Annotated in this window: 16 protein-coding genes; 7 read left to right on the top strand and 9 right to left on the bottom strand. The window is 63.5% G+C overall.

All coding sequences use genetic code 11. From position 1 onward, the window contains the following. Positions 1-185: 185 nt before the first annotated feature. Positions 186-2,483 (bottom strand): TonB-dependent siderophore receptor, encoded by a 2,298-nt coding sequence (locus F3J45_RS09245; RefSeq protein WP_167060662.1) that lies wholly within the window; start codon positions 2,481-2,483, stop codon positions 186-188. Between the two features lie 220 nt (positions 2,484-2,703). Between F3J45_RS09245 and F3J45_RS09240 the strand changes: the two genes are divergently transcribed. From F3J45_RS09240 to F3J45_RS09230, 3 genes are all read left to right on the top strand, one after another. After that, positions 2,704-3,384: a Fe2+-dependent dioxygenase gene (locus F3J45_RS09240; protein WP_167060659.1), complete on the top strand. Its 681-nt coding sequence runs from the start codon at positions 2,704-2,706 to the stop codon at positions 3,382-3,384. A 3-nt stretch (positions 3,385-3,387) separates the two neighbouring features. Beyond that, positions 3,388-4,137, top strand: coding sequence for a tetratricopeptide repeat protein (locus F3J45_RS09235; RefSeq protein ID WP_167060656.1), 750 nt, complete (start codon positions 3,388-3,390; stop codon positions 4,135-4,137). A 151-nt stretch (positions 4,138-4,288) separates the two neighbouring features. Beyond that, positions 4,289-4,801: a hypothetical protein gene (locus F3J45_RS09230; protein WP_167060653.1), complete on the top strand. Its 513-nt coding sequence runs from the start codon at positions 4,289-4,291 to the stop codon at positions 4,799-4,801. Between the two features lie 45 nt (positions 4,802-4,846). On the opposite strand, the gene F3J45_RS09225 is transcribed toward F3J45_RS09230, so the two are convergent. After that, positions 4,847-6,010 (bottom strand): type III PLP-dependent enzyme, encoded by a 1,164-nt coding sequence (locus F3J45_RS09225; protein WP_167060650.1) that lies wholly within the window; start codon positions 6,008-6,010, stop codon positions 4,847-4,849. A gap of 506 nt (positions 6,011-6,516) precedes the next feature. Here F3J45_RS09225 and F3J45_RS09220 point away from each other — a divergent pair. The 3 genes from F3J45_RS09220 (at position 6,517) to F3J45_RS09210 (ending at position 10,519) form a co-directional block, all read left to right on the top strand. Further along, entirely contained in the window at positions 6,517-7,005 is a 489-nt protein-coding gene (locus F3J45_RS09220) for a sigma-70 family RNA polymerase sigma factor (RefSeq protein WP_167060647.1), read from the top strand. Between the two features lie 17 nt (positions 7,006-7,022). Next, complete coding sequence (locus F3J45_RS09215; protein WP_167060644.1) at positions 7,023-7,985, top strand: FecR family protein; 963 nt, start codon at positions 7,023-7,025, stop codon at positions 7,983-7,985. A gap of 107 nt (positions 7,986-8,092) precedes the next feature. Continuing rightward, positions 8,093-10,519, top strand: coding sequence for a TonB-dependent siderophore receptor (locus tag F3J45_RS09210; protein WP_167060641.1), 2,427 nt, complete (start codon positions 8,093-8,095; stop codon positions 10,517-10,519). Positions 10,520-10,627: 108 nt separating this feature from the next. Here the strand turns inward: F3J45_RS09210 and F3J45_RS09205 are convergent, their stop codons facing one another. From F3J45_RS09205 to F3J45_RS09190, 4 genes are read right to left on the bottom strand one after another with little or no spacing between them, the layout of a single operon-like run. Then, on the bottom strand, positions 10,628-11,785 hold the full coding sequence (locus tag F3J45_RS09205; protein WP_167060638.1) for a betaine/proline/choline family ABC transporter ATP-binding protein: 1,158 nt from the start codon (positions 11,783-11,785) through the stop codon (positions 10,628-10,630). Continuing rightward, on the bottom strand, positions 11,782-12,435 hold the full coding sequence (locus F3J45_RS09200; RefSeq protein ID WP_167060635.1) for an ABC transporter permease: 654 nt from the start codon (positions 12,433-12,435) through the stop codon (positions 11,782-11,784). Before F3J45_RS09200 ends, F3J45_RS09205 begins: the two co-directional genes overlap by 4 nt. Further along, entirely contained in the window at positions 12,432-13,346 is a 915-nt protein-coding gene (locus F3J45_RS09195; protein WP_167060632.1) for a glycine betaine ABC transporter substrate-binding protein, read from the bottom strand. Before F3J45_RS09195 ends, F3J45_RS09200 begins: the two co-directional genes overlap by 4 nt. 13 nt (positions 13,347-13,359) lie before the next feature. Beyond that, positions 13,360-14,073 carry an ABC transporter permease gene (locus tag F3J45_RS09190; protein ID WP_167060629.1) on the bottom strand — a complete coding sequence of 238 codons (714 nt, stop codon included), beginning with the start codon at positions 14,071-14,073 and terminating at the stop codon, positions 13,360-13,362. A gap of 537 nt (positions 14,074-14,610) precedes the next feature. On the opposite strand from F3J45_RS09190, the gene F3J45_RS09185 reads away from it, so the two are divergent. Beyond that, positions 14,611-16,194: a peptide chain release factor 3 gene (locus F3J45_RS09185; RefSeq protein WP_167060626.1), complete on the top strand. Its 1,584-nt coding sequence runs from the start codon at positions 14,611-14,613 to the stop codon at positions 16,192-16,194. A 33-nt stretch (positions 16,195-16,227) separates the two neighbouring features. On the opposite strand, the gene F3J45_RS09180 is transcribed toward F3J45_RS09185, so the two are convergent. From F3J45_RS09180 to F3J45_RS09170, 3 genes are read right to left on the bottom strand one after another with little or no spacing between them, the layout of a single operon-like run. Next, entirely contained in the window at positions 16,228-17,307 is a 1,080-nt protein-coding gene (locus F3J45_RS09180; protein ID WP_167060623.1) for a polyamine ABC transporter substrate-binding protein, read from the bottom strand. 52 nt (positions 17,308-17,359) lie between these two features. Then, complete coding sequence (locus F3J45_RS09175; protein ID WP_167060620.1) at positions 17,360-17,701, bottom strand: cupin domain-containing protein; 342 nt, start codon at positions 17,699-17,701, stop codon at positions 17,360-17,362. A gap of 32 nt (positions 17,702-17,733) precedes the next feature. Next, positions 17,734-19,140: an FAD-binding oxidoreductase gene (locus tag F3J45_RS09170; protein ID WP_167060616.1), complete on the bottom strand. Its 1,407-nt coding sequence runs from the start codon at positions 19,138-19,140 to the stop codon at positions 17,734-17,736. Between the last annotated feature and the right edge of the window lie 59 nt (positions 19,141-19,199).

Raw genomic sequence — 19,199 nt, 5'->3', positions numbered from 1 at the left:
ACCTGCATTATGCCTTGATACGCAAACGCCCCGCTCACGGGAATGAACGGGGCGGGGGGTGATTTCTTTTAGGGGTTGCCTGTGCCGGCCTCTTCGCGGGGCAAGCCTGCTCCTACAAAGGGAACCCATTGTAGGAGCGGGCTTGTCCCGCGAAGAGGCCCGGGCAGGCTAGCCCAGGCCCATCATCAGAAGTGCACGCTGGTGGTCAACAGTGCAGTCCGCCCGGCCGCCTGGTTGGCGAAGTGGGTGGAGAAGGCCTTGTCGTAGTACACCTCGTTGGTCAGGTTCTGCACGTTCAGCTGCAGGTCGACGTTCTTGGTCAGCTTGTAGGCGGCCATGGCGTCGTAGCGTACGTAGCTGTCGACCATGGTGGTGTTGGCCACGCTGCCGTACACGTCATCCACGTAGAACGCACCGCCACCGACCGTCAGCTTCGGCGTGATCGAATAGGTGGTCCACAGGCTTGCGCTGTTGTTCGGCGTGTTCGGCAGCTGGTTGCCGTCGTTGGCCTTGCCCAGCGGGCCGCCATCGATCTGGCGAGCCTGCATGTAGGTGTAGCCGGCGAACACCTGCCACTTGTCGGTGATCTTGCCGCTGGCCGACAACTCGATGCCCTGTACGCGGGTTTCGCCGATGTTTTCGTAGGTGTTGGTGTTCACCTGGACGCGGGCGTTTTCCTTCTCGGTGCGGAACAGCGCGGCTGCCAGCGACAGGCGCTCGTTCAGCAGGTTCCACTTGGTGCCGATTTCATAGTTGGTGGTTTCTTCCGGCTCCATGTCGCTGCCCAGCAGGTTGCCGTTACGGTCTGGCGTGCCGCCCAGTGGGTTGCCTTCCATGCCTTCGCCGAGCAGGGCGCCTGGCGGCGTTGCGGAGGTGGCATAGGAGACATAGATGCTGCCGTTTTCGGCCGGTTTCCACACCAGGCCCAGCTGGCCGGTGACGAACTCGCTGACGTCCTTGCCTTTGGCGGTGGTGGTGCCGGCGGCGTTGAAGGTCTTGTAGTCGGTGTCGAAGTGGTCGTAGCGCAGGCCCATGTTCAACAGCCAGTCAGGCGTCAGCTCCAGGGTGTCGAACACGTAGATCGCCCGGGTCTTGCTGTTGGTGGTGGTGCCGGCGTAGTTGCGCGAGATCGCGCCGTTCCACGGATCGTCCGGGTTCGGGTTGCCCAGCGAGGTGCAGTTGTAGCCGCTGCTGGCGCCGATCATGCCCGGGGTGCAGTTGGTGCTGGAGCTGGCTGGCGAGCCTGGGGTGGTGTCGGTGTTGACGTTGTACGAGGAACGGTCGCTTTCTTCACGGCTCAGTTCGATACCGGTGGAGAAGCTGTTCTTCAGGCCGCCCACGTAGAACTCGCCGAACAGGTCGGTTTGGTTGGTGGTGGTGGCGGTGTTGCCGACACGGCTGTTGGCACGGCGCCAGACGCTGCCGTTGTTGACGTTGCCCTTGCTGTCGTCGGGCTGGGTCAGGATGTAGTCCTGCATGCTGTTGCCGTGGCGCAGGGTGTTCTTGATGGTCAGCGAGTCGGTCAGGTCGTGCTCGAAGGCGAACGTGGCGATGTCGACGCGGGTCTTGCGGAAATCGCGCCCGGTCAGGCCATAGAAGTTGTCGCTGTCGCCGCCGTCGTTCGGCTTGCTCGGGTGCGCCGAGGTGCGCGCGCCGCTGCCTGCGGTCGGAATGCTGTAAGGAATGCCCGAATCCGGCAGGTCGTCGCTTTCCAGGTGGTAGTAGTCAAGGTTCACGCGAGTGGCGGTGCCCAGGCCGAAGGCCAGGGACGGGGCGATACCCCAGCGGTCGTAGTTGACCTTGTCGCGGCCGGCAACGTTGCTTTCGTGGGTCATCAGGTTCAGGCGGCCGGCAACGGTGTCGCTGAACTGGTAGTTGCCATCGAAGGTGTAGCGCTGGGTCTGGTCGCTGCCCCAGGTCCAGGCGCCGTCCAGCGAGTTGCCCAGGTGTGCGCGCTTGCTCACCAGGTTGATGGTGCCGCCGGCAGCGCCACGGCCGCCGATGGCCGAGTTCGGGCCCTTGGCCACTTCTACCGATTCAATGGCGAAGATTTCGCGGGTTTGCGCGCCAGTGTCGCGCACGCCGTCCAGGTAGGTGTCACCCTGGGCATCGAAGCCACGGATGAACGGGCGGTCGCCTTGCGGGTTGCCGCCTTCGCCGGCGCCAAAGGTGATGCCGGGTACGGTACGCAGGGCGTCCTGCAGGGTCAGGGCGTTGGTGTCCTTGATCACTTGCTGCGGGATGACGGTCACCGAGCGCGGGGTGTCCACCAACGGTGCGGTGTACTTCTGCGAAGCGGCTTTATCGACCTTGTAGTCGGTGCTGGCCTGCTCAGCCTTGCCATTGACGCTGGTGGCGTCGAGGGTGATGGCGCTGGTGGCGGCCGGTTCGGCGGCGTAAACGGTCGAAGCGCTGAGGGCGACGCCGATGGCGGTCACGATCAGGCGTGGCGAGCTGACTGCAGATGGTACGTATTGACGCATTGTTGTAGACCTTCCCCAAGGTGTGAAGGCCGCGGATGTTAATGTAAGGGATTGTAAGGCACAATTGAGACTCGTTACCATTCGCTAGAAATTTACAATCTTTACAAATTCTCTTTACGTTTTACCGACGCTGAATCGTCTAAGGCACGCCAAGGGCTTGTGTCGCGTAAAAGGGAATCAATATCATTGACGCCTTTACAGATCTTAACGGTGGGCCGCCATGCTGCTTCATATCCCAGGGTTGTTCGACGCCGCTGAACTGGCCCGTATTCGCGAGGCCCTGGAGCAGACCGACTGGGCCGATGGCAAGGTTACCGCCGGGTACCAGTCGGCCAAGGCCAAGCACAACCTGCAACTGCCCGAAGGCCACCCGCTGGGCAAGGAGATCGGCAGCGCGCTGATCGATCGTCTGTGGCAGACGCCGCGTTTCATGTCAGCGGCGTTGCCACACAAGGTGTTCCCGCCGTTGATCAACTGCTACCGCGAAGGCGGCAACTTCGGTTTCCACATCGACAACGCCCTGCGCCAGCCCAAGGGCAGCCCGGAGCGGGTGCGCACCGACCTGTCCTCCACGCTGTTTCTCAGCGACCCGGACAGCTACGACGGCGGTGAGCTGGTGATCCAGGACACCTATGGCGAACAACAGGTGAAGCTGGCGGCCGGTGACCTGGTGCTGTACCCCGGCACCAGCCTGCACAAGGTCAACCCGGTGACCCGTGGCGTGCGCTATGCCGCGTTCTTCTGGACCCAAAGCCTGGTGCGCGAGGACAGCCAGCGGGCGCTGTTGTTCGAGATGGACAACGCCATCCAGCAACTCACCGCCGACGTGCCGGACCACCCGTCCCTGCTGCAACTGACCGGCACCTACCACAACCTGCTGCGCCGCTGGGCCGAGGTCTGAACCGTGTCCTATCAGTTGCGACGTGAAGAAGTGGTGGATGTGGCGGGCCTGCAGGCGATGCTCGAAGAAAGCCCCGGCAAGGCCGCCCAGGCGATTCTGGCAGCGGCGGGGCAGGGCGTGGTCGAGGCGCAGCTGCTGCTCGGGCAGATCCTGCTCGACGGCCGTGGCATCGAGCAGGATGCCGGCGTCGCCCGGCGCTGGTTCGGCATCGCCGCCCAAGGCGGCAGCGCCATGGCGCACAACATGCTCGGGCGCTGCCTGGAGCATGGCTGGGGCGGTGAGCAGAATCCGTCGCAAGCGGCCATCCATTATGCCCAGGCAGCTGACGCAGGCCTGGACTGGGGCCTTTACAACCTGGGCAACCTGCTGGCAACCGGGCGTGGCTTGCCGGCCAACCAGGCCCAGGCGCTGACTTGCTACGAGAAGGCCGCGCAAATGGGCCACGCCAAGTCGATGAACCTGTACGGGCGCTACCTGGAGCACGGCATCGCCACCGCTGCCAGCCCGGTGCGGGCGGTGCGCTGGTATCGCCGCTCGGCCGAGGCGGGGGATTTTCGCGGGATGTTCAGCCTGGCCATGGTGCTGGCCGAGCGCGGCGAGATGGCCGAGGCCGGCGCCTGGTTGGAGCGAGCGCGGGTCGAAGGGAACATGAACTTCCTGCGCAGCGCCCTGGTGACCTTGCAGGGCGCCGGGCCGCTGCTGATGAGCTTTGCCGCGCGTTATGCCGAAGAGGTTGAGCGGCGGGGTGCTTGAGCCTGTGCACCCATGGCATTGTGGGTAGTTTTCCGGGTTACCTGTTGCGCAGTTGGCAGTGAGGATGGTCGCTCATCCATAGCGCGAAGAGACAGGCGCTTGTGCCCCTGTAGCGCTTCGCTCGGCACTGCAATGCAACGGGAGTTACGTCATGAATGAATCCAAGTTGAAACAGTCTTTCACTGCCAGCCTCAAAATTTTGGGGCAACCGAGTAGTAGCGATTACTGGAGTGGGCTTTCGGCCGACTCAAGGTTGATGGTGATCGAAGATGATTATGCCTCGGGCGGTTTGGATATGGCGGGGGCGGGGTGGCTGGTAAAGGAGTTCGACGCTGATTTTTCCAAAGCGTCTGATGTCACGTTGCGCTTCGAGCTGCTTGATGAAGCTACCCAGCAGTTCAGAATCAGCTGCCAGAGCCCGAAGTCCTATGCGGGCAAGCGGCTGGACACCAGCAGGAATGGCTACCTGGGTTTTTACGGTAATACAGGCGACCATGTTGCCTGGGCCTTGAAGATCATCAGTGGGCAGCCAGGCGAGGGCATGGTGATTCAGATCGCCGACCACAAGGGCAACGATGTGAAGCATGTCGACAAAGGGTATGTGGGTACCCGTGGCTCGAATCCTGCGTTCAGCTTCGAGGTGAAGGATTATCGCGCGCTTTGAGCCTGCTCCGATAGAAGAACGGGGCCTTGCGGCCCCGTTCTTGCGTTACAGGTAGTAAGCCTTCAGCGGCGGGAAGCCGTTGAATTCCACTGCGCTGTAGCTGGTGGTGTAGGCACCGGTCGACAGCCAGTACAGGCGGTCACCGATGGCCAGGTTCAGCGGCAGGCCGTACTTGTAGTTCTCGTACATGATGTCGGCGCTGTCGCAGGTAGGGCCGGCGATCACCACTTCTTCAGCTTCGCCTTTCTTCTCGGTCCAGATCGGGAACTTGATGGCTTCGTCCATGGTTTCGATCAGGCCAGAGAACTTGCCCACGTCGGTGTAGATCCAGCGCTCGACGGCGGTACGCGACTTGCGTGCTACCAGCACCACTTCACTGACCAGGATACCGGCGTTGGCGATCAGCGAACGGCCTGGCTCCAGGATGATTTCCGGCAGGTCGTCACCGAAGTCTTCCTTGAGGAAGCGGATGATTTCTTCGGCGTAGGTTTCCAGGCTGTTGGTACGGGTGATGTAGTTGGCCGGGAAGCCGCCACCCATGTTGATCAGCTTGAGCTCGATGCCGTCTTCTTCCTTCAGGCGCTCGAAGATCACCTTGACCTTGGCGATGGCCGCGTCCCACACGCTGATGTCGCGCTGCTGGGAGCCTACGTGGAAGGAAATGCCGTAGGGCACCAGGCCCAGGTCACGGGCCAGGATCAGCAGGTCCATGGCCATGTCGGTCTGGCAGCCGAACTTGCGCGACAGCGGCCAGTCGGCGGTGGTCGAGCCTTCGGTGAGGATACGCACGTACACCTTCGAACCCGGCGCGGCCTTGGCGATGTTGCGCAGGTCGGCCTCGGAGTCGGTGGCGAACAGGCGCACACCCTTCTCGAAGAAGTAGCGGATGTCCTTGGACTTCTTGATGGTGTTGCCATAGCTGATGCGGTCGGCGCTGACACCGCGGCTCAGCACCTTGTCCAGCTCGTAGATCGAGGCGATGTCGAAGCTCGAACCTTTCTCTTTGAGCAGGTCGATGATCTCGACGGCCGGGTTGGCCTTGACCGCGTAGTAAACCTTGGCGAATTCGAACCCGGCGCGCAGGTCGTCATAGGCCTGGCTGATCATCTGGGTGTCGATGAGTACGAACGGGGTTTCCTGCTTGTCGGCGAACGCCTTCATTTTCTGGAAGGTGTCACGCGCGAAATAGTCTTCGACCTGGATCGACATGCTCAGGGACTCCATGGGCAAACTGAAAGATTAAGTGGCTGCAAACTGAACGTCCTCCGTATCCCCACTTTGGTTCGCCTACTCAGTACTTGAGCCGGATGGATCGTTTCCAGCATGGACGTTCGGCGCGCACTTTAGGGCGTGAAGAATGCAGAATCAACAGGCAATCCGGGCGTGATCGCCGTGGATCGACGCCCTGCCATTTGAATAACCGACTCGCGTGACCGCCTGATGTTCCCCACGGTGTTTCAAGCGTAAAAAATTGTGGAATGGACCACCTTGGCCCCCTCGCGGGTAAACCCGTTCCTACAGGGTTTTGGCATTCCTTGTAGGAGCGGGCTTGCCCGCGAAAGGGCCTGTGGTGTTCATATTTATGGCCACATGTTCCTGGCACTGCCGTGCATGAAAAAGACGATAAATTTTTTGTTACCGTCGGGCAGAATTGCCGTTATGGATGAGAAACATTACTATTCGCACCCTTTCCCGCCTCCCTGACGACCCAGACCGTGTCCGGACACAAAGGCTTCCTCGACCATTACCATGAGCTGATCGGTACCTGGACGCGCAAGTTGCGCAGTCGCCAGCAGGCCGAGGACCTCACCCACGATGCCTTCGTCCGGGTGCTGGAAAACCCGCGCGAGCAGGTCGAGCAGCCGCGTGCCTACCTGCACCAGACCGCACGCAACATCGCCGTCGACGGCTTTCGCCGCGAGGACCGGCGCCAGGCCCTGGAGCAGGAGGCCTTCGCCCAGGGCGCGCTGGCAAGCGATGACCCCGAAGCCTACGTGCATGCCCTGGAACTGGCCGATAGTGTCGAGCGTGCCCTGGCCGAATTGCCACTCAATTGTCGGCGGGTGTTCATCTGGCAGAAGCTCGAAGGCCTGACCCAGGCGGAAATCGCCGAGCGCATGGGCTTGAGCAAGAACATGGTGGAAAAGTATATGATTCGCACGCTCCGGCATCTGCGCGAGCACCTGGATGTGTCGGCACGATGAGTCAGGAGAGCTTTTCCATGAAACCGCACGGCAGCGACACCGCCCGTGAACAGGCGGCGGCCTGGTTCGTCCGCCTGCAGGACGCCCCCCACGATGCAGCGCTGCAACAGCAACTGCGCGCCTGGCTGGCCGCCGACCCGGCGCACCGCGCCGAGTACGACGCGCTGGCCACGCTGTGGAGCGTCGCCAGCCTGATTCCGCGCCAGCGCCTGGAGGCCTTGTGCGAGCCTGACCCGGTGGCGCAACTGCCGCGCCGGCGTCTGCTGCGCCAGGCCCTGGCGGCCAGTGTGGCGGTGCTGGCGCTGGGGCTGGGCTGGAGTGGCTGGCACTACCAGCAGCTCAACCATCACGCCAACCTTCAAACGGCCTTGGGCGAACGCCGCCAGGTGGAACTGCCCGACGGCTCGCACCTGGAGCTCAACGGCGCCACGCAGCTGCAGGTGGCGTTCAGCGCCGGGCGCCGGCAGGTTCGGCTCGATGCTGGCGAAGCCATGTTCATCGTTGCCCACGACAGCAGCCGGCCATTTGTGGTCGACACCGCCCAGGGCAGCGTGACCGTGACCGGCACCCGCTTCGATGTGCGCCTGGACCCGGCCGCCACCCGGGTGGTGGTGGAGCAAGGTTCGGTCAGGGTGCAGGGCAGTGCTACTTCGGTGGCGCAATTGGGCGCAGGGCAGGGCGCGGCCATCGATGCCCACGGCACGGTGAGTGCGCCGTATGCCGTCAACGCCGGTGCCCTGACGGCCTGGCGCCAGGGCAAACTGGTGTTCGACAACGCCAGCTTGGCCGAGGTGGTGGCTGAGGTTTCCCGCTACCGTGCCGAGCCGCTGCGGGTCGCCCCGGGCAAGGTGGCCCAGCTGCGCCTATCCAGCACCTTCAGCACCGACGACACCGACGCGCTGCTGCGCGCCCTGCCGAGCATCCTGCCGGTGGCGATCAAGGCCCATGCCGATGGCTCGCGCGAAATAATCGCGAAATAGATTCAGGTTTTTTTCCGCTCGTTCGTCTTCCCCGCCAGCTGCAACTGCCAAGCATTTCCATTCGCATGCGGTTGGCGTTTATTCCTTCTTGTGGATGTTTCGACGACGTGAACAACAACAAACCTTTTCCACGCCTGAGCGCCTTGGCGCTGGCCCTGGCCGTCAGCACCGTGGCCGTCAACAGCCATGCCGAGCAAGCCGGCGGCACCCTGCAGATCCAGGCCCAGCCGCTGGCTTCGGCGCTGAACCAACTGGGCCAGCAAACCAACCTTCAGCTGTTCTTCAGCCCTGAACTGGTGGCGGGCAAGCAGGCGCCGGCGGTGTCGGGCAACCTGGCCCCGGTACAAGCGCTGCAGCAGTTGCTGCAAGGCAGTGGCCTGACCTTTGAAATGTCCCAGGACACCGTGGTGATCAAGCCCTTGCCTGCGCTCGACCTTGGCAGCGCCAGCCTGGAGCTGGCGCCCACCGACATCAAGGTGGTCGGTGACTGGCTGGGCGATGCCGACCAGGCCGTGGTGCAGAACCACCCCGGCGCACGTACCGTGGTGCGCCGCGAGGCCATGGTCGAGCAAGGGGCGATGAATGTGCGCGATGTGCTGCGCGGCATCCCCGGCGTGCAGGTGCAGGACTCCAACGGCACCGGCGGCAGCGACCTGTCGCTGAACGTTGGCGTGCGCGGCCTGACCTCGCGCCTGTCGCCACGCTCCACGGTGCTGATCGACGGCATTCCGGCGGCATTCGCCCCCTATGGCCAGCCGCAGCTGTCGATGGCGCCGATTTCCTCGGGCAACCTCGACAGCATCGATGTGGTGCGCGGCGCCGGTTCCGTGCGCTATGGCCCGCAGAACGTCGGCGGGGTGATCAACTTCGTGACTCGGGCCATTCCGGAAAAGGCCTCGGCTGAGCTGGGCACCACCCTGGAAACCTCCCGACATGGCGGCTGGAAACACACCGAGTCGGCGTTCGTTGGCGGCACGGCCGACAACGGCATGGGCGTGGCCTTGCTGTACACCGGGGTGAATGGCAACGGCTACCGCCAGAGCAACAACGGCAACGACATCGACGACGTCATCCTCAAGACCCACTGGGCGCCCACCGACGTCGACGAGTTCTGGCTCAATTTTCATTATTACGATGGCCGCGCCGACATGCCCGGCGGCCTGACCCAGGCCCAGTACGACAGCAACCCGTACCAGTCGCTGCGCGACTACGACTACTTCGCCGGGCGGCGCAAGGATGTGTCGTTCAAGTGGCAGCGCCAGCTCGACGAGGCCACCCAGTTCGAGGTGCTGACCTACTACACCGACAGCTTTCGCGGCAGCGCCATCGCCGCGCGCGACATGAAGACGTTGTCGTCGTACCCGCGCAACTACCACACCTTCGCCATCGAGCCGCGGGTGTCGCGGATCTTCTTCGCCGGGCCCACCACCCAGGAAGTCAGCGTTGGCTACCGCTACCTCAAGGAAGCCATGCGCGAGCAGTCTTCGCGCCTGGCGCTGATCGACAACGTGCCGACCGTAACGCCAACCTCCGACGGCCATGTGTTCCAGGACCGCAGCGGCGGCACCGAGGCCAGCGCCTACTACATCGATGACAAGATCGACGTCGGCAACTGGACCATCACCCCCGGCATCCGTTTCGAGCACATCAACACCGACTGGCGCGACCGCCCGGTGCTGGGCACCAACGGCAAGCCGGTGCCGGAGAAGAACCGCAGCATCACCAGCAACGAGCCGCTGCCGGCGCTGAGCGTGATGTACCACCTCTCCGATGCCTGGAAAGTGTTCGCCAACTACGAGACGTCGTTCGGCAGCCTGCAGTACTTCCAGCTGGGCCAGGGCGGCGCGGGCGACAGCACGGCCAATGGCCTGGAGCCGGAGAAGGCCAAGACCTATGAGGTGGGTACGCGCTATGACAACGGCGCCTTCGCCGGTGAGCTGACGGCGTTCTACATCGACTTCGATGACGAGCTGCAGTACATCAGCAACGATGTGGGCTGGACCAACCTGGGGGCGACCAAGCACCAGGGCATCGAGGCCTCGGTGCGCTACGACCTGGCCGCGCTGGACCCGCGCCTGGAAGGGCTGTCGGTGTCGGGGGGCTACACCTTTACCCGCGCCACCTATGAGGGCGACATCCCCGGCTTCAAGGGCCGTGACCTGCCGTTCTATTCACGCCAGGTGGCCACGGCCGGCGTGCGTTACGCGGTGAACCATTGGACCTGGAACCTCGATGCCTATGCCCAGAGCAAGCAGCGTGCGCCGGGCACCGGGATCAATGCCGATGGCAGCTTCAGCGGCGACTACATCACCGAGCCGAGTGCCGATGGGCAGTATGGCGATATTCCGGGTTACGTGACCTGGCATGCCCGTGGTGGGTATGACTTCGGGCCGCAGCTGTCCAACCTGAAGCTGGCGGCGGGGGTGAAGAACCTGTTCGACAAGCAGTACTTCACCCGCTCCAGCGACAACAATGCCGGGTTGTATGTGGGCGAGCCGCGTACCTTCTATGTGCAGGCCAGTGTAGGGTTCTGAGCCAAGCCGGGGCCGCTGTGCGGCCCTTCGCGACCTTTGGTCGCTCCTACTGGGCCAATGTAGGAGCGACCAAAGGTCGCGATTGGGGCGCAAAGCGCCCCCAGCGATTCAGGAAGCCACCACCTCAGCCGGCGAAACGATGCTGGTCTTGGCCCCGCGCGAACGCCCCGAGCTCAGGTAAGCGGCAATCGACTCCTGGGTCACCTCGCCGAGGAACACCTGTTCGGCATCGAGCACCGGCAACCACGCGCGGTTGAACTCGTACATCCGCGACAGCAGGATGCGCAAATGCTCGTCATGCGATGCCGTGGCATTGAACGGGCGCAGGAACTCCCCGCACGTGCCTTGCTGGCGGTGCATGTCACGCCGGCGCACATACCCCAGCGCCTTGTTCTGTTCGTCGGTCACCACCACGTAGCGGCGGTCATGCTCGTCGAGCAGTTCCAGCGCATCGCTCACCGGCGTTTGCGGGCTCACCGACGGCGCGTTGTCTGCCGCGTCCTCGGCGCGCACCAGCAGCAGGCGTTTCAAGGTGCTGTCCTGGCCAACGAAGTTGCTCACGAAATCATCCACCGGGTGCGCCAGCAAGGTGTCCGGGTGGTCCAGCTGCAGCAACTTGCCGGCGCGGAAGATGGCGATCTTGTCGCCCAGCTTGATCGCCTCGTCGATGTCGTGGCTGACCATGATCACGGTCTTGTTCAGCGCCCGCTGCATTTCGAAGAACTCGTTCTGGATCATCTCGCGGTTGATCGGGTCGACCGCACCGAACGGCTCGTCCATCAACAGCACCGGCGCCTCGGCCGCCAGGGCGCGAATCACCCCGATACGCTGCTGCTGGCCACCGGACAGCTCGCGCGGGTAGCGCTGCAGGTACTGCTTGGGTTCGAGCTTGATCATGTGCATCAGCTCGCGGGCGCGTTCGTGGCATTTTTGCTTGTCCCAGCCGAGCAGGCGCGGGACCACGGTGATGTTCTCCTCGATGGTCATGTTGGGGAACAGGCCGATCTGCTGGATCACGTAGCCGATCTGCCGGCGCAGGGTCACTTCGTCCAGGGCGCTGGTGTCCTCGCCATTGATGAACACCTGGCCGGAGGTTGGCGTGATCAGGCGGTTGATCATCTTCAGCGTGGTGCTCTTGCCACAGCCCGAGGGGCCGAGGAACACGCAGATTTCGCCTTCGTTGACGGTCAGGCTGACCGAGTCGACGGCCTTCACGGCCTTGCCGTTGACGTCGAAGGTTTTGCTGAGGTGCTTGAGTTCGATCATGAGCGCAGTCCTTCTGGAGTCAGGGCACGTTGCAGGGTTTGCAGGAGCAGGTCGGCGATGATTGCCAGCAGGCTGACCAATACCGCGCCGACCAGCAGCATCGACATGTCGCTGCGGCTGATGGAGGTGAGAATGAGCACGCCAAGGCCGCCGGCGCCGATGGTGGCGGCGATGGTCATCACGCCGATGTTCATCACCACGGCGGTGCGCACGCCGGCGAGAATCACTGGCACTGCAATCGGCAGCTCGACCATGCGCAGGCGCTGGCCGAAGGTCATGCCGATACCGCGCGCCGCTTCACGGATGCCGGGCTCGACGTTGGTCAGGGCCAGGTAGGTGTTGCGCAGGATCGGCAGCAATGAATAGAGGAACACCGCGGTGATCGCCGGCAGCGGCCCCAGGCCCTGGCCGAACTTGGAGTAGAACGGCAGCAGCAGGCCGAACAGGGCGATCGACGGAATGGTCAGCAGCACCGTGGCACTGGCCTGCAGCGGGCCTGCAACGGCCGGGAAGCGGGTCATCAGGATGCCCAGCGGCACGCCAACGACAATCGCCAGGCCCACGGCAACGCCGACCAGCATGATGTGCTGCCAGGTCAACTGCAGCACCTGGGCCCAGTCGAGGTGGGCGAACGTGTCGAGCAGGCTCATGGCTGTACCTCGGCGGTCAGGGGGTGGTCACGCAGGAAGGCCGCGGCCACTGCAGTCGGGTTCTGGTGTTCGACGTCGACTTTGGCGTTGAGCTGGCGCATGGTTTCGTCATCGAGCTGTTCGGCCAGTGGCTTGAGCAGGCCGACCAGTTGCGGGTTGGCGTCGAGCACTGGCTTGCGCACGACTGGGGCGGCGGTGTAGTCGGGGAAGTAGTGCTTGTCGTCTTCGAGCAGCTTGAGGTTGAACGCATTCAGGCGCCCATCGGTGGTGTACACCAGGCCCGCGAACACCTGGTTGTTGTGCATGGCGGTGTAGACCAGCCCGGCGTCCATCTGGCGGATGTTGGCGCGGCCCACTTGCAGGCCGTACATCTGCTTCAGGCCCACCAGGCCATCCGGGCGGTTGGCGAACTCGGTGTCCAGCGCCACCAGGTGCTTGCGCTGGCTTTCGTCCCGCAGCACCTGGTTCAGGTCGCTGATGGTGTTGACCTGTGGATAAGCCTCGGCCACCTGCTTGGGCAGGCCCAGGGCGTAGGTGTTGCTGAACTTCGACGGGGTCAGCCAGATCAGGTCCTTTTTGGCATCCAGTTCCTTGACCCTGGCATAGGTGGCCGCAGCGTCGGGCATGCGCTCGTCGATATGGTTGTACGACACCAGCGACACGCCGGTGTACTCCCACATCAGGTCGAGCTGGCCGGTTTCCTGGGCCTGGCGTGCAATGCTGCTGCCAAGGCCGCTGGTAACGCGCACCTCGAAGCCATTGGCACGCAGGTATTGCGCGGTAATTTCGGCGAGCACGGTCTGTTCGGTGAACACTCGCGCGCCGATGCGAATCAGCGGTTTTTGCGCCGCCTGGGCAAACCCTGCGAACAGCAGGGCCGCGCCCAGCAGCAAGGCGATTGTCTTTTTCATGGGTTCCCTCTCGTTATCCCGCCAGGCCACGTTCCAGCCAGCGCTTGCTGGCGAAACTCACCGCCGCATCCAGCGCCAGCGCCAGCAGGGCGGTGCAGGCGGCGCCGAGCAGCAGCTGCGGTTGGTTGTTCAGGGCGATGCCGGGGAAGATCAGGCTGCCCAGGCTGTTGGCGCCGATCAGGAAGGCCAGCGGTGCGGTGCCGACGTTCAGCGCCAGGGCCACGCGCACACCGCCAACGATGATCGGCACGGCGTTGGGCAGCTCCACCTGCCAGAGTTGCTGGCGCGGGGTCATGCCGATGCCGGTGGCGGCTTCCTTGAGCGAGGCGGGGACATTTTTCAGGCCCTCGTAGGTGTTGCGCACGATGGGCAGGAGGGAGGCGAGGAACAGCGCGAAGATCGCGGGCCCGGCGCCGATGCCCAGGATACTCAGGGCGATGGCCAGAACGGCCAGGGGGGGAATGGTGTTGCCAACGTTGAAGAACTGCATGAAGCGCTCGGCTTTGTCGACCCGGTGCGGTCGACTCAAGGCAATGCCAGCGGGGATGCCCACGGCCAACGCCGCCGCCATCGAAGCCAGCACCAGTACCAGGTGCGCTTGCAGGTAGAACCCAAGATCGTCGCGATACCGCGCGATCGTGTCGATGCCGATCCAGTGGACCAGCAGGGCCAGGATGACGAGCACGGTGGCGCATCCCAACAGCCCCTTTCCGTAGCGTTTAGCCACAGGCGGACTCCTTGTGTTGTCGGCGAGCACACTTCTTGGTAGCCGGCCAATCCTGGCGGCAGGTGGTGTGTTCGCGAGTAGCAGCGTGAAGCAACCGAAGGCTGCGATCAGGCCATGAGCCGAACCCCGTCGGGCCCGAAAATGCTGATGAAACCAGTCCCCAACCGAAGCGGGTTGCAGGGGAGTGGACGTCTCCGTGGGCGTAAAGGTTCCCATCTGAGGCGGCATTTGGCCAGCGTTAATCACTGGGGAGGTGGAAATCTGGCGCGAGAAAACAGCGGGTTAATGCGCTGTAGGCGTTGAAATAACTGCCCTGTGGCCTTTTGTCGTGATAAAGCGATTGTTTGCTGAATTCGTTTGCAGGTCCGGCCTCTTCGCGGGGCAAGCCCGCTCCTACAAGGGGATCGTCAACCTGTAGGAGCGGGCTTGCCCCGCGAAGAGGCCGGGCCTGCAACCGCTGATGCGGCCGATTTTGGTCCAGGCCCAAGTTCAGGTATGATATCGCCCCTTTTAAATCCCCCAGTCAGGCGATTTCCCATGACCAACCAGGCCGCCGAAGTCGCGAAGCGCCGCACTTTCGCAATCATTTCCCACCCCGACGCCGGTAAGACCACCATCACCGAGAAGCTGCTGCTGATGGGCAAGGCCATTGCCGTCGCCGGTACCGTGAAGTCGCGCAAGTCCGACCGCCACGCCACCTCCGACTGGATGGAAATGGAGAAGCAGCGCGGCATCTCCATCACCACCTCGGTGATGCAGTTCCCGTACCGCGAGCACATGATCAACCTGCTCGACACCCCCGGCCACGAAGACTTCTCCGAAGACACCTACCGTACCCTGACCGCGGTGGACTCGGCGCTGATGGTGCTCGACGGCGGTAAAGGTGTAGAGCCGCGGACCATCGCCCTGATGGACGTGTGCCGCCTGCGCGACACGCCGATCGTCAGCTTCATCAACAAACTCGACCGTGACATCCGCGACCCGATCGAACTGCTCGACGAGATCGAAGCGGTATTGAAGATCAAGGCGGCGCCCATCACCTGGCCGATTGGTTGCTACCGCGACTTCAAGGGCGTGTACCACCTCACCGGTGACTACATCATCGTCTACACCCCGGGCCACGGCCACGAGCGCACCGAAGCGAAGATCATCCAGAAACTGGACTCCGACGAAGCCCGTGCCCACCTGGGCGACCAGTACGATTCGTTCGTCGAGCAGCTGGAGCTGGTGCAAGGTGCCTGCCATGAGTTCGACCAGGACGAGTTCATCAACGGTCAGCTGACCCCGGTGTTCTTCGGTACTGCGCTTGGCAACTTCGGCGTCGACCACGTGCTCGACGCGGTGGTCGATTGGGCGCCGCGCCCGCTGGGCCGTGTCGCCCACGAGCGTACCGTGGAGCCGGTCGAGGAGAAGTTCACCGGCTTCGTGTTCAAGATCCAGGCGAACATGGACCCGAAACACCGCGACCGCATCGCCTTCATGCGCATCTGCTCGGGCAAGTACGAGAAGGGCATGAAGATGCGCCATGTGCGCTTGAACAAGGACCTGCGCATCGGCGATGCGCTGACCTTCTTCTCGTCCGAGCGTGAGCAGCTGGAAGAGGCCTTCGCTGGCGACATCATCGGCTTGCACAACCACGGCACCATCCAGATCGGCGATACCTTCACCGAAGGCGAGGCGCTGGGCTTCACCGGTATTCCGCACTTCGCCCCGGAATTGTTCCGCCGCGTGCGCCTGAAAGACCCGCTGAAATCCAAGCAACTGCGCCAGGGCCTGCAGCAGCTGGCAGAAGAGGGCGCGACCCAGGTGTTCTTCCCCGAGCGCAGCAACGACATCATCCTCGGTGCGGTCGGTGTGCTGCAGTTCGACGTGGTCGCCAGCCGCCTGAAGGAAGAGTACAAGGTCGAGTGCGCCTACGAGCCGATCACCGTGTGGTCGGCGCGCTGGATCGCCTGTGACGACAAGAAGAAACTTGAGGAATTCCAGAACAAGGCCATGGAAAACCTGGCCATCGACGGTGGCGGCCACCTGACCTACCTGGCGCCGACCCGGGTCAACCTGGCGCTGATGGAAGAGCGCTGGCCGGACATCAAGTTCCGCGCTACCCGCGAGCACCATTAATCAGTGAAACGGGGGCCGCAAAGCGGCCCCATTTCAATTCCCGGCCTTGATACTGGTCCAGATCCGCGTCCTGATACGGTCGATCTTCGCCGGCATCGCCTCCAGGGCATACAGCTTGCCCATCACATCCTCGCTCGGGTAAATCATCGTATTGCCCTTCATCGCTGGCTCCACCAGGCCGTCTGCCTTGAGGTTGCCGTTGGCGTACTGCACGTGGTTGCTGATATTGGCCATCACCTGCGGCTCAAGCAGGTAGTTCATGTAGGCATACCCGGCTTTCTCATCCGGCGCATCGGCGGGCATGGCCACCATGTCGAACCACATCGGCGCACCCTCCTTGGGGATCGAATACCCCACCTTCACCCCGTTCCTGGCCTCTTCGGCGCGGTTCTTCGCCTGCAGCACATCGCCCGAGAACCCCACCACCACGCAGATATCGCCATTGGCCAGGTCGCCGGTGTACTTCGAGGAATGGAAGTAGCTGATGTACGGCCGCACCTGCATCAGCAGCGCCTTGGCCTTGTCGTAGTCGGCCGGGTTCTGGCTGTGGTGCGGCAAGCCTAGGTAGTGCAGGGCGATCGGTAGCAACTCGGGGCCGTTGTCGAGCACGGCGACGCCGCAGCTTTTCAGCTTGCTCATGTATTCAGGCTTGAAGATCAGGTCCCAGGAGTCTACCGGCGCGTTATCGCCTAGCACTGCCTTGACCTTGTCGATGTTGTAGCCAATGCCGGTGCTGCCCCACAGGTACGGAAAGCCGTACTGGTTGCCCGGGTCGTTGACCTCCAGCGCCTTGAGCAGCACCGGGTTGAGGTTGTGCCAGTTGGGCAACTGCGACTTGTCCAGGCGCTTGAGGGCCTTGCCCTGGATCTGCCGGGCCATGAAGTGGTTGGAAGGAAACACCACGTCGTAGCCAGAGTTGCCGGTCATCAGCTTGCCGTCGAGGGTTTCGTTGCTGTCGTACACGTCGTAGGTCGGCACGATGCCGCTGGCCTGCTGGAAGTTTTTCAGCGTGTCGGGGGCGACGTAGCTGGACCAGTTGTAGATCTTCACCGTTTCGGCGGCGCTGGCGATGCTGGCGGCCAGCATCAGGGGGGCGAGGAGGAGCGTGCGCATGTCGGGTTTACCTTGCTTTGTCTGTTGTTATCGAAGGCAGGCGATCAGCGGATCAGAAAATCAGTACGTAGGTCTTGCGCACGGTTTCCTGGATATCCCAGGTGCCAGTGCTGTTGGCCGGTAGCATCAGGGCGTCTCCGGCTTCTATGACCAGGGGCTCGCCACCGTCTGGGGTGAAGGTGCAACGGCCCTTGATGAAATGGCAGAACTCCTGCTGCACGATCTGCCGCCGCCAGCGCCCGGGGGTGCACTCCCAGATGCCGGTTTCGACGCCGTCGCTGCGTTCCACGCAGGTGACCGAGGTCACCGCGACAGGCTCGCCGAGGGGCACCGCGACCGGGCTGGAACTGTCGAGCACGGCGCTGTCTGTGTGTTTGAACTGGGTGATGCTCATGGCCGGTGGATCCTGTATCGGGGTTAGGGAAATCAGTGCATGAAGCCTTCCATGAAGTCCGCTAGCGAGCTGGCCAGGCGCCGCCTCCAGGGCGCGCTGGCGGGGTTGGCGAGGGTCCGGTCCTCGTGGACGAAACTCTGGATGATCGCGTTGTAGCCCAGCCAGCGGCACGGCTCGGGCGGCCAGCTGGCCAGGCTCGACAGTGGGCGGTTGTCGAGCACCCAGGGCTGCGCGGTCAGGGCGTTGTGCTGGTTGAGCATCAACGCCGTCAGGGTGCGGCCAGCGAGGTTGGTGGCGCCCACCCCTTCGCCGCCATAGCCGCCGGCCAGGGCAATGCCGCGTTGGCGGTCACACAGCATGTGCGGGCGAAAGCGCCGCGCCATGCCCAGGTTGCCGCCCCAGGAATGGGTGATGCGGGCGTGCTTGAGCTGCGGGAACAGCTCGCCGAACAGGTAACGGCGCAGCTCGATCTCCTGCTCGTTCAAATTGAACTGCTCGCGCAGGCGGCCGCCGAAGCGGTAACCGCCACGGGCGCCGAATACCAGGCGGTTGTCGGCCGTGCGCTGGCCGTAGGTGACCTGGCGGCTGCTTTCGCTGAAGGCCTGGCCCTGGGAAAGGCCGATCTGTTCCCAGGTGGATTCCGGCAGCGGCTCGGTGGCCACCAGCAGGCTCTGCACCGGCAACTGGTGCTTGCCCAAGGGCGGCAGGCTGGCGGCGTAACCCTCGACGGCGGGCACCATCCACTGGCAGCGGATGCGCGCCAGCGGCGAACGCACTTCACCGGGCTGCCAATCGACGGCCGGGGTGTTTTCGTAGATGGGCACGCCCAGCGCTTGCACCGCCCGGGCCAGGCCACGGGCCAGCTTGGCCGGGTGGATGGTCGCGGTGTGCGGGCTGTAGATGGCGCCATAGGCATTGCTGACGCGAAGCTGCGCATCCAGCTGCTCAGGGCGCAACCAGCGGTAGTCGTCCTCGGTCATGCCCTGGCGGTAGAGGTCGTCGAGGTAGGCCCGCAGGCTGCGCTCCTGCTCGGGGTAGCGTGCGGCGCAGTACAGCACGCCGCCTTTGCGGTAGTCGCAGTCGATGCCTTCGCGTTGCAGCACGCTGTGCACTTCATCGGGAATTCCATGCAGCAAGTCGATGCTGGCGCGGCGCTGTTGCGGCGACAGGGTGGCGAGCAGGCGGTCTTCGCCCAGCAGGTTGCCCATCAGCCAACCGCCGTTGCGCCCAGAGGCGCCGAAGCCTGCAATGTTGCCCTCGATCACCGCGATGTTCAGCTGCGGCGCCTGGCGCTTGAGGTAGTAGGCCGTCCACAGGCCCGTGTAGCCGGCGCCGATGATGCACACATCGACTTCAAGGTCCTGGCGCAGGGCCGGCCGCGCACACAGCGGCTCGTCGAGCTGGTCCATCCACAGGCTGAGCGTGCGCAGGGGTTGCATCGGGTTTTGCTCCACATCCGTCAAGGTCTGTGGGCGATCCTAGAAGGGTTGGCCGATGG

It is taken from the genome of Pantoea sp. Ap-967 (genome assembly GCF_011752565.1).
In the GTDB taxonomy this organism is placed as follows: domain Bacteria; phylum Pseudomonadota; class Gammaproteobacteria; order Pseudomonadales; family Pseudomonadaceae; genus Aquipseudomonas.
This window is presented reverse-complemented; position numbering and strand designations above follow the sequence as displayed.

Bases quoted from the DNA above. Each gene is read 5' to 3' on its own strand.
- F3J45_RS09215 (WP_167060644.1), top strand. From the start codon at position 7,023: ATGAAACCGCACGGCAGCGACACCGCCCGTGAACAGGCGGCGGCCTGG.
- F3J45_RS09175 (WP_167060620.1), bottom strand. From the start codon at position 17,701: ATGAGCATCACCCAGTTCAAACACACAGACAGCGCCGTGCTCGACAGT.
- F3J45_RS09180 (WP_167060623.1), bottom strand. From the start codon at position 17,307: ATGCGCACGCTCCTCCTCGCCCCCCTGATGCTGGCCGCCAGCATCGCC.
- F3J45_RS09205 (WP_167060638.1), bottom strand. From the start codon at position 11,785: ATGATCGAACTCAAGCACCTCAGCAAAACCTTCGACGTCAACGGCAAG.
- F3J45_RS09200 (WP_167060635.1), bottom strand. From the start codon at position 12,435: ATGAGCCTGCTCGACACGTTCGCCCACCTCGACTGGGCCCAGGTGCTG.
- F3J45_RS09185 (WP_167060626.1), top strand. From the start codon at position 14,611: ATGACCAACCAGGCCGCCGAAGTCGCGAAGCGCCGCACTTTCGCAATC.
- F3J45_RS09195 (WP_167060632.1), bottom strand. From the start codon at position 13,346: ATGAAAAAGACAATCGCCTTGCTGCTGGGCGCGGCCCTGCTGTTCGCA.
- F3J45_RS09225 (WP_167060650.1), bottom strand. From the start codon at position 6,010: ATGTCGATCCAGGTCGAAGACTATTTCGCGCGTGACACCTTCCAGAAA.
- F3J45_RS09240 (WP_167060659.1), top strand. From the start codon at position 2,704: ATGCTGCTTCATATCCCAGGGTTGTTCGACGCCGCTGAACTGGCCCGT.
- F3J45_RS09245 (WP_167060662.1), bottom strand. From the start codon at position 2,483: ATGCGTCAATACGTACCATCTGCAGTCAGCTCGCCACGCCTGATCGTG.
- F3J45_RS09170 (WP_167060616.1), bottom strand. From the start codon at position 19,140: ATGCAACCCCTGCGCACGCTCAGCCTGTGGATGGACCAGCTCGACGAG.
- F3J45_RS09230 (WP_167060653.1), top strand. From the start codon at position 4,289: ATGAATGAATCCAAGTTGAAACAGTCTTTCACTGCCAGCCTCAAAATT.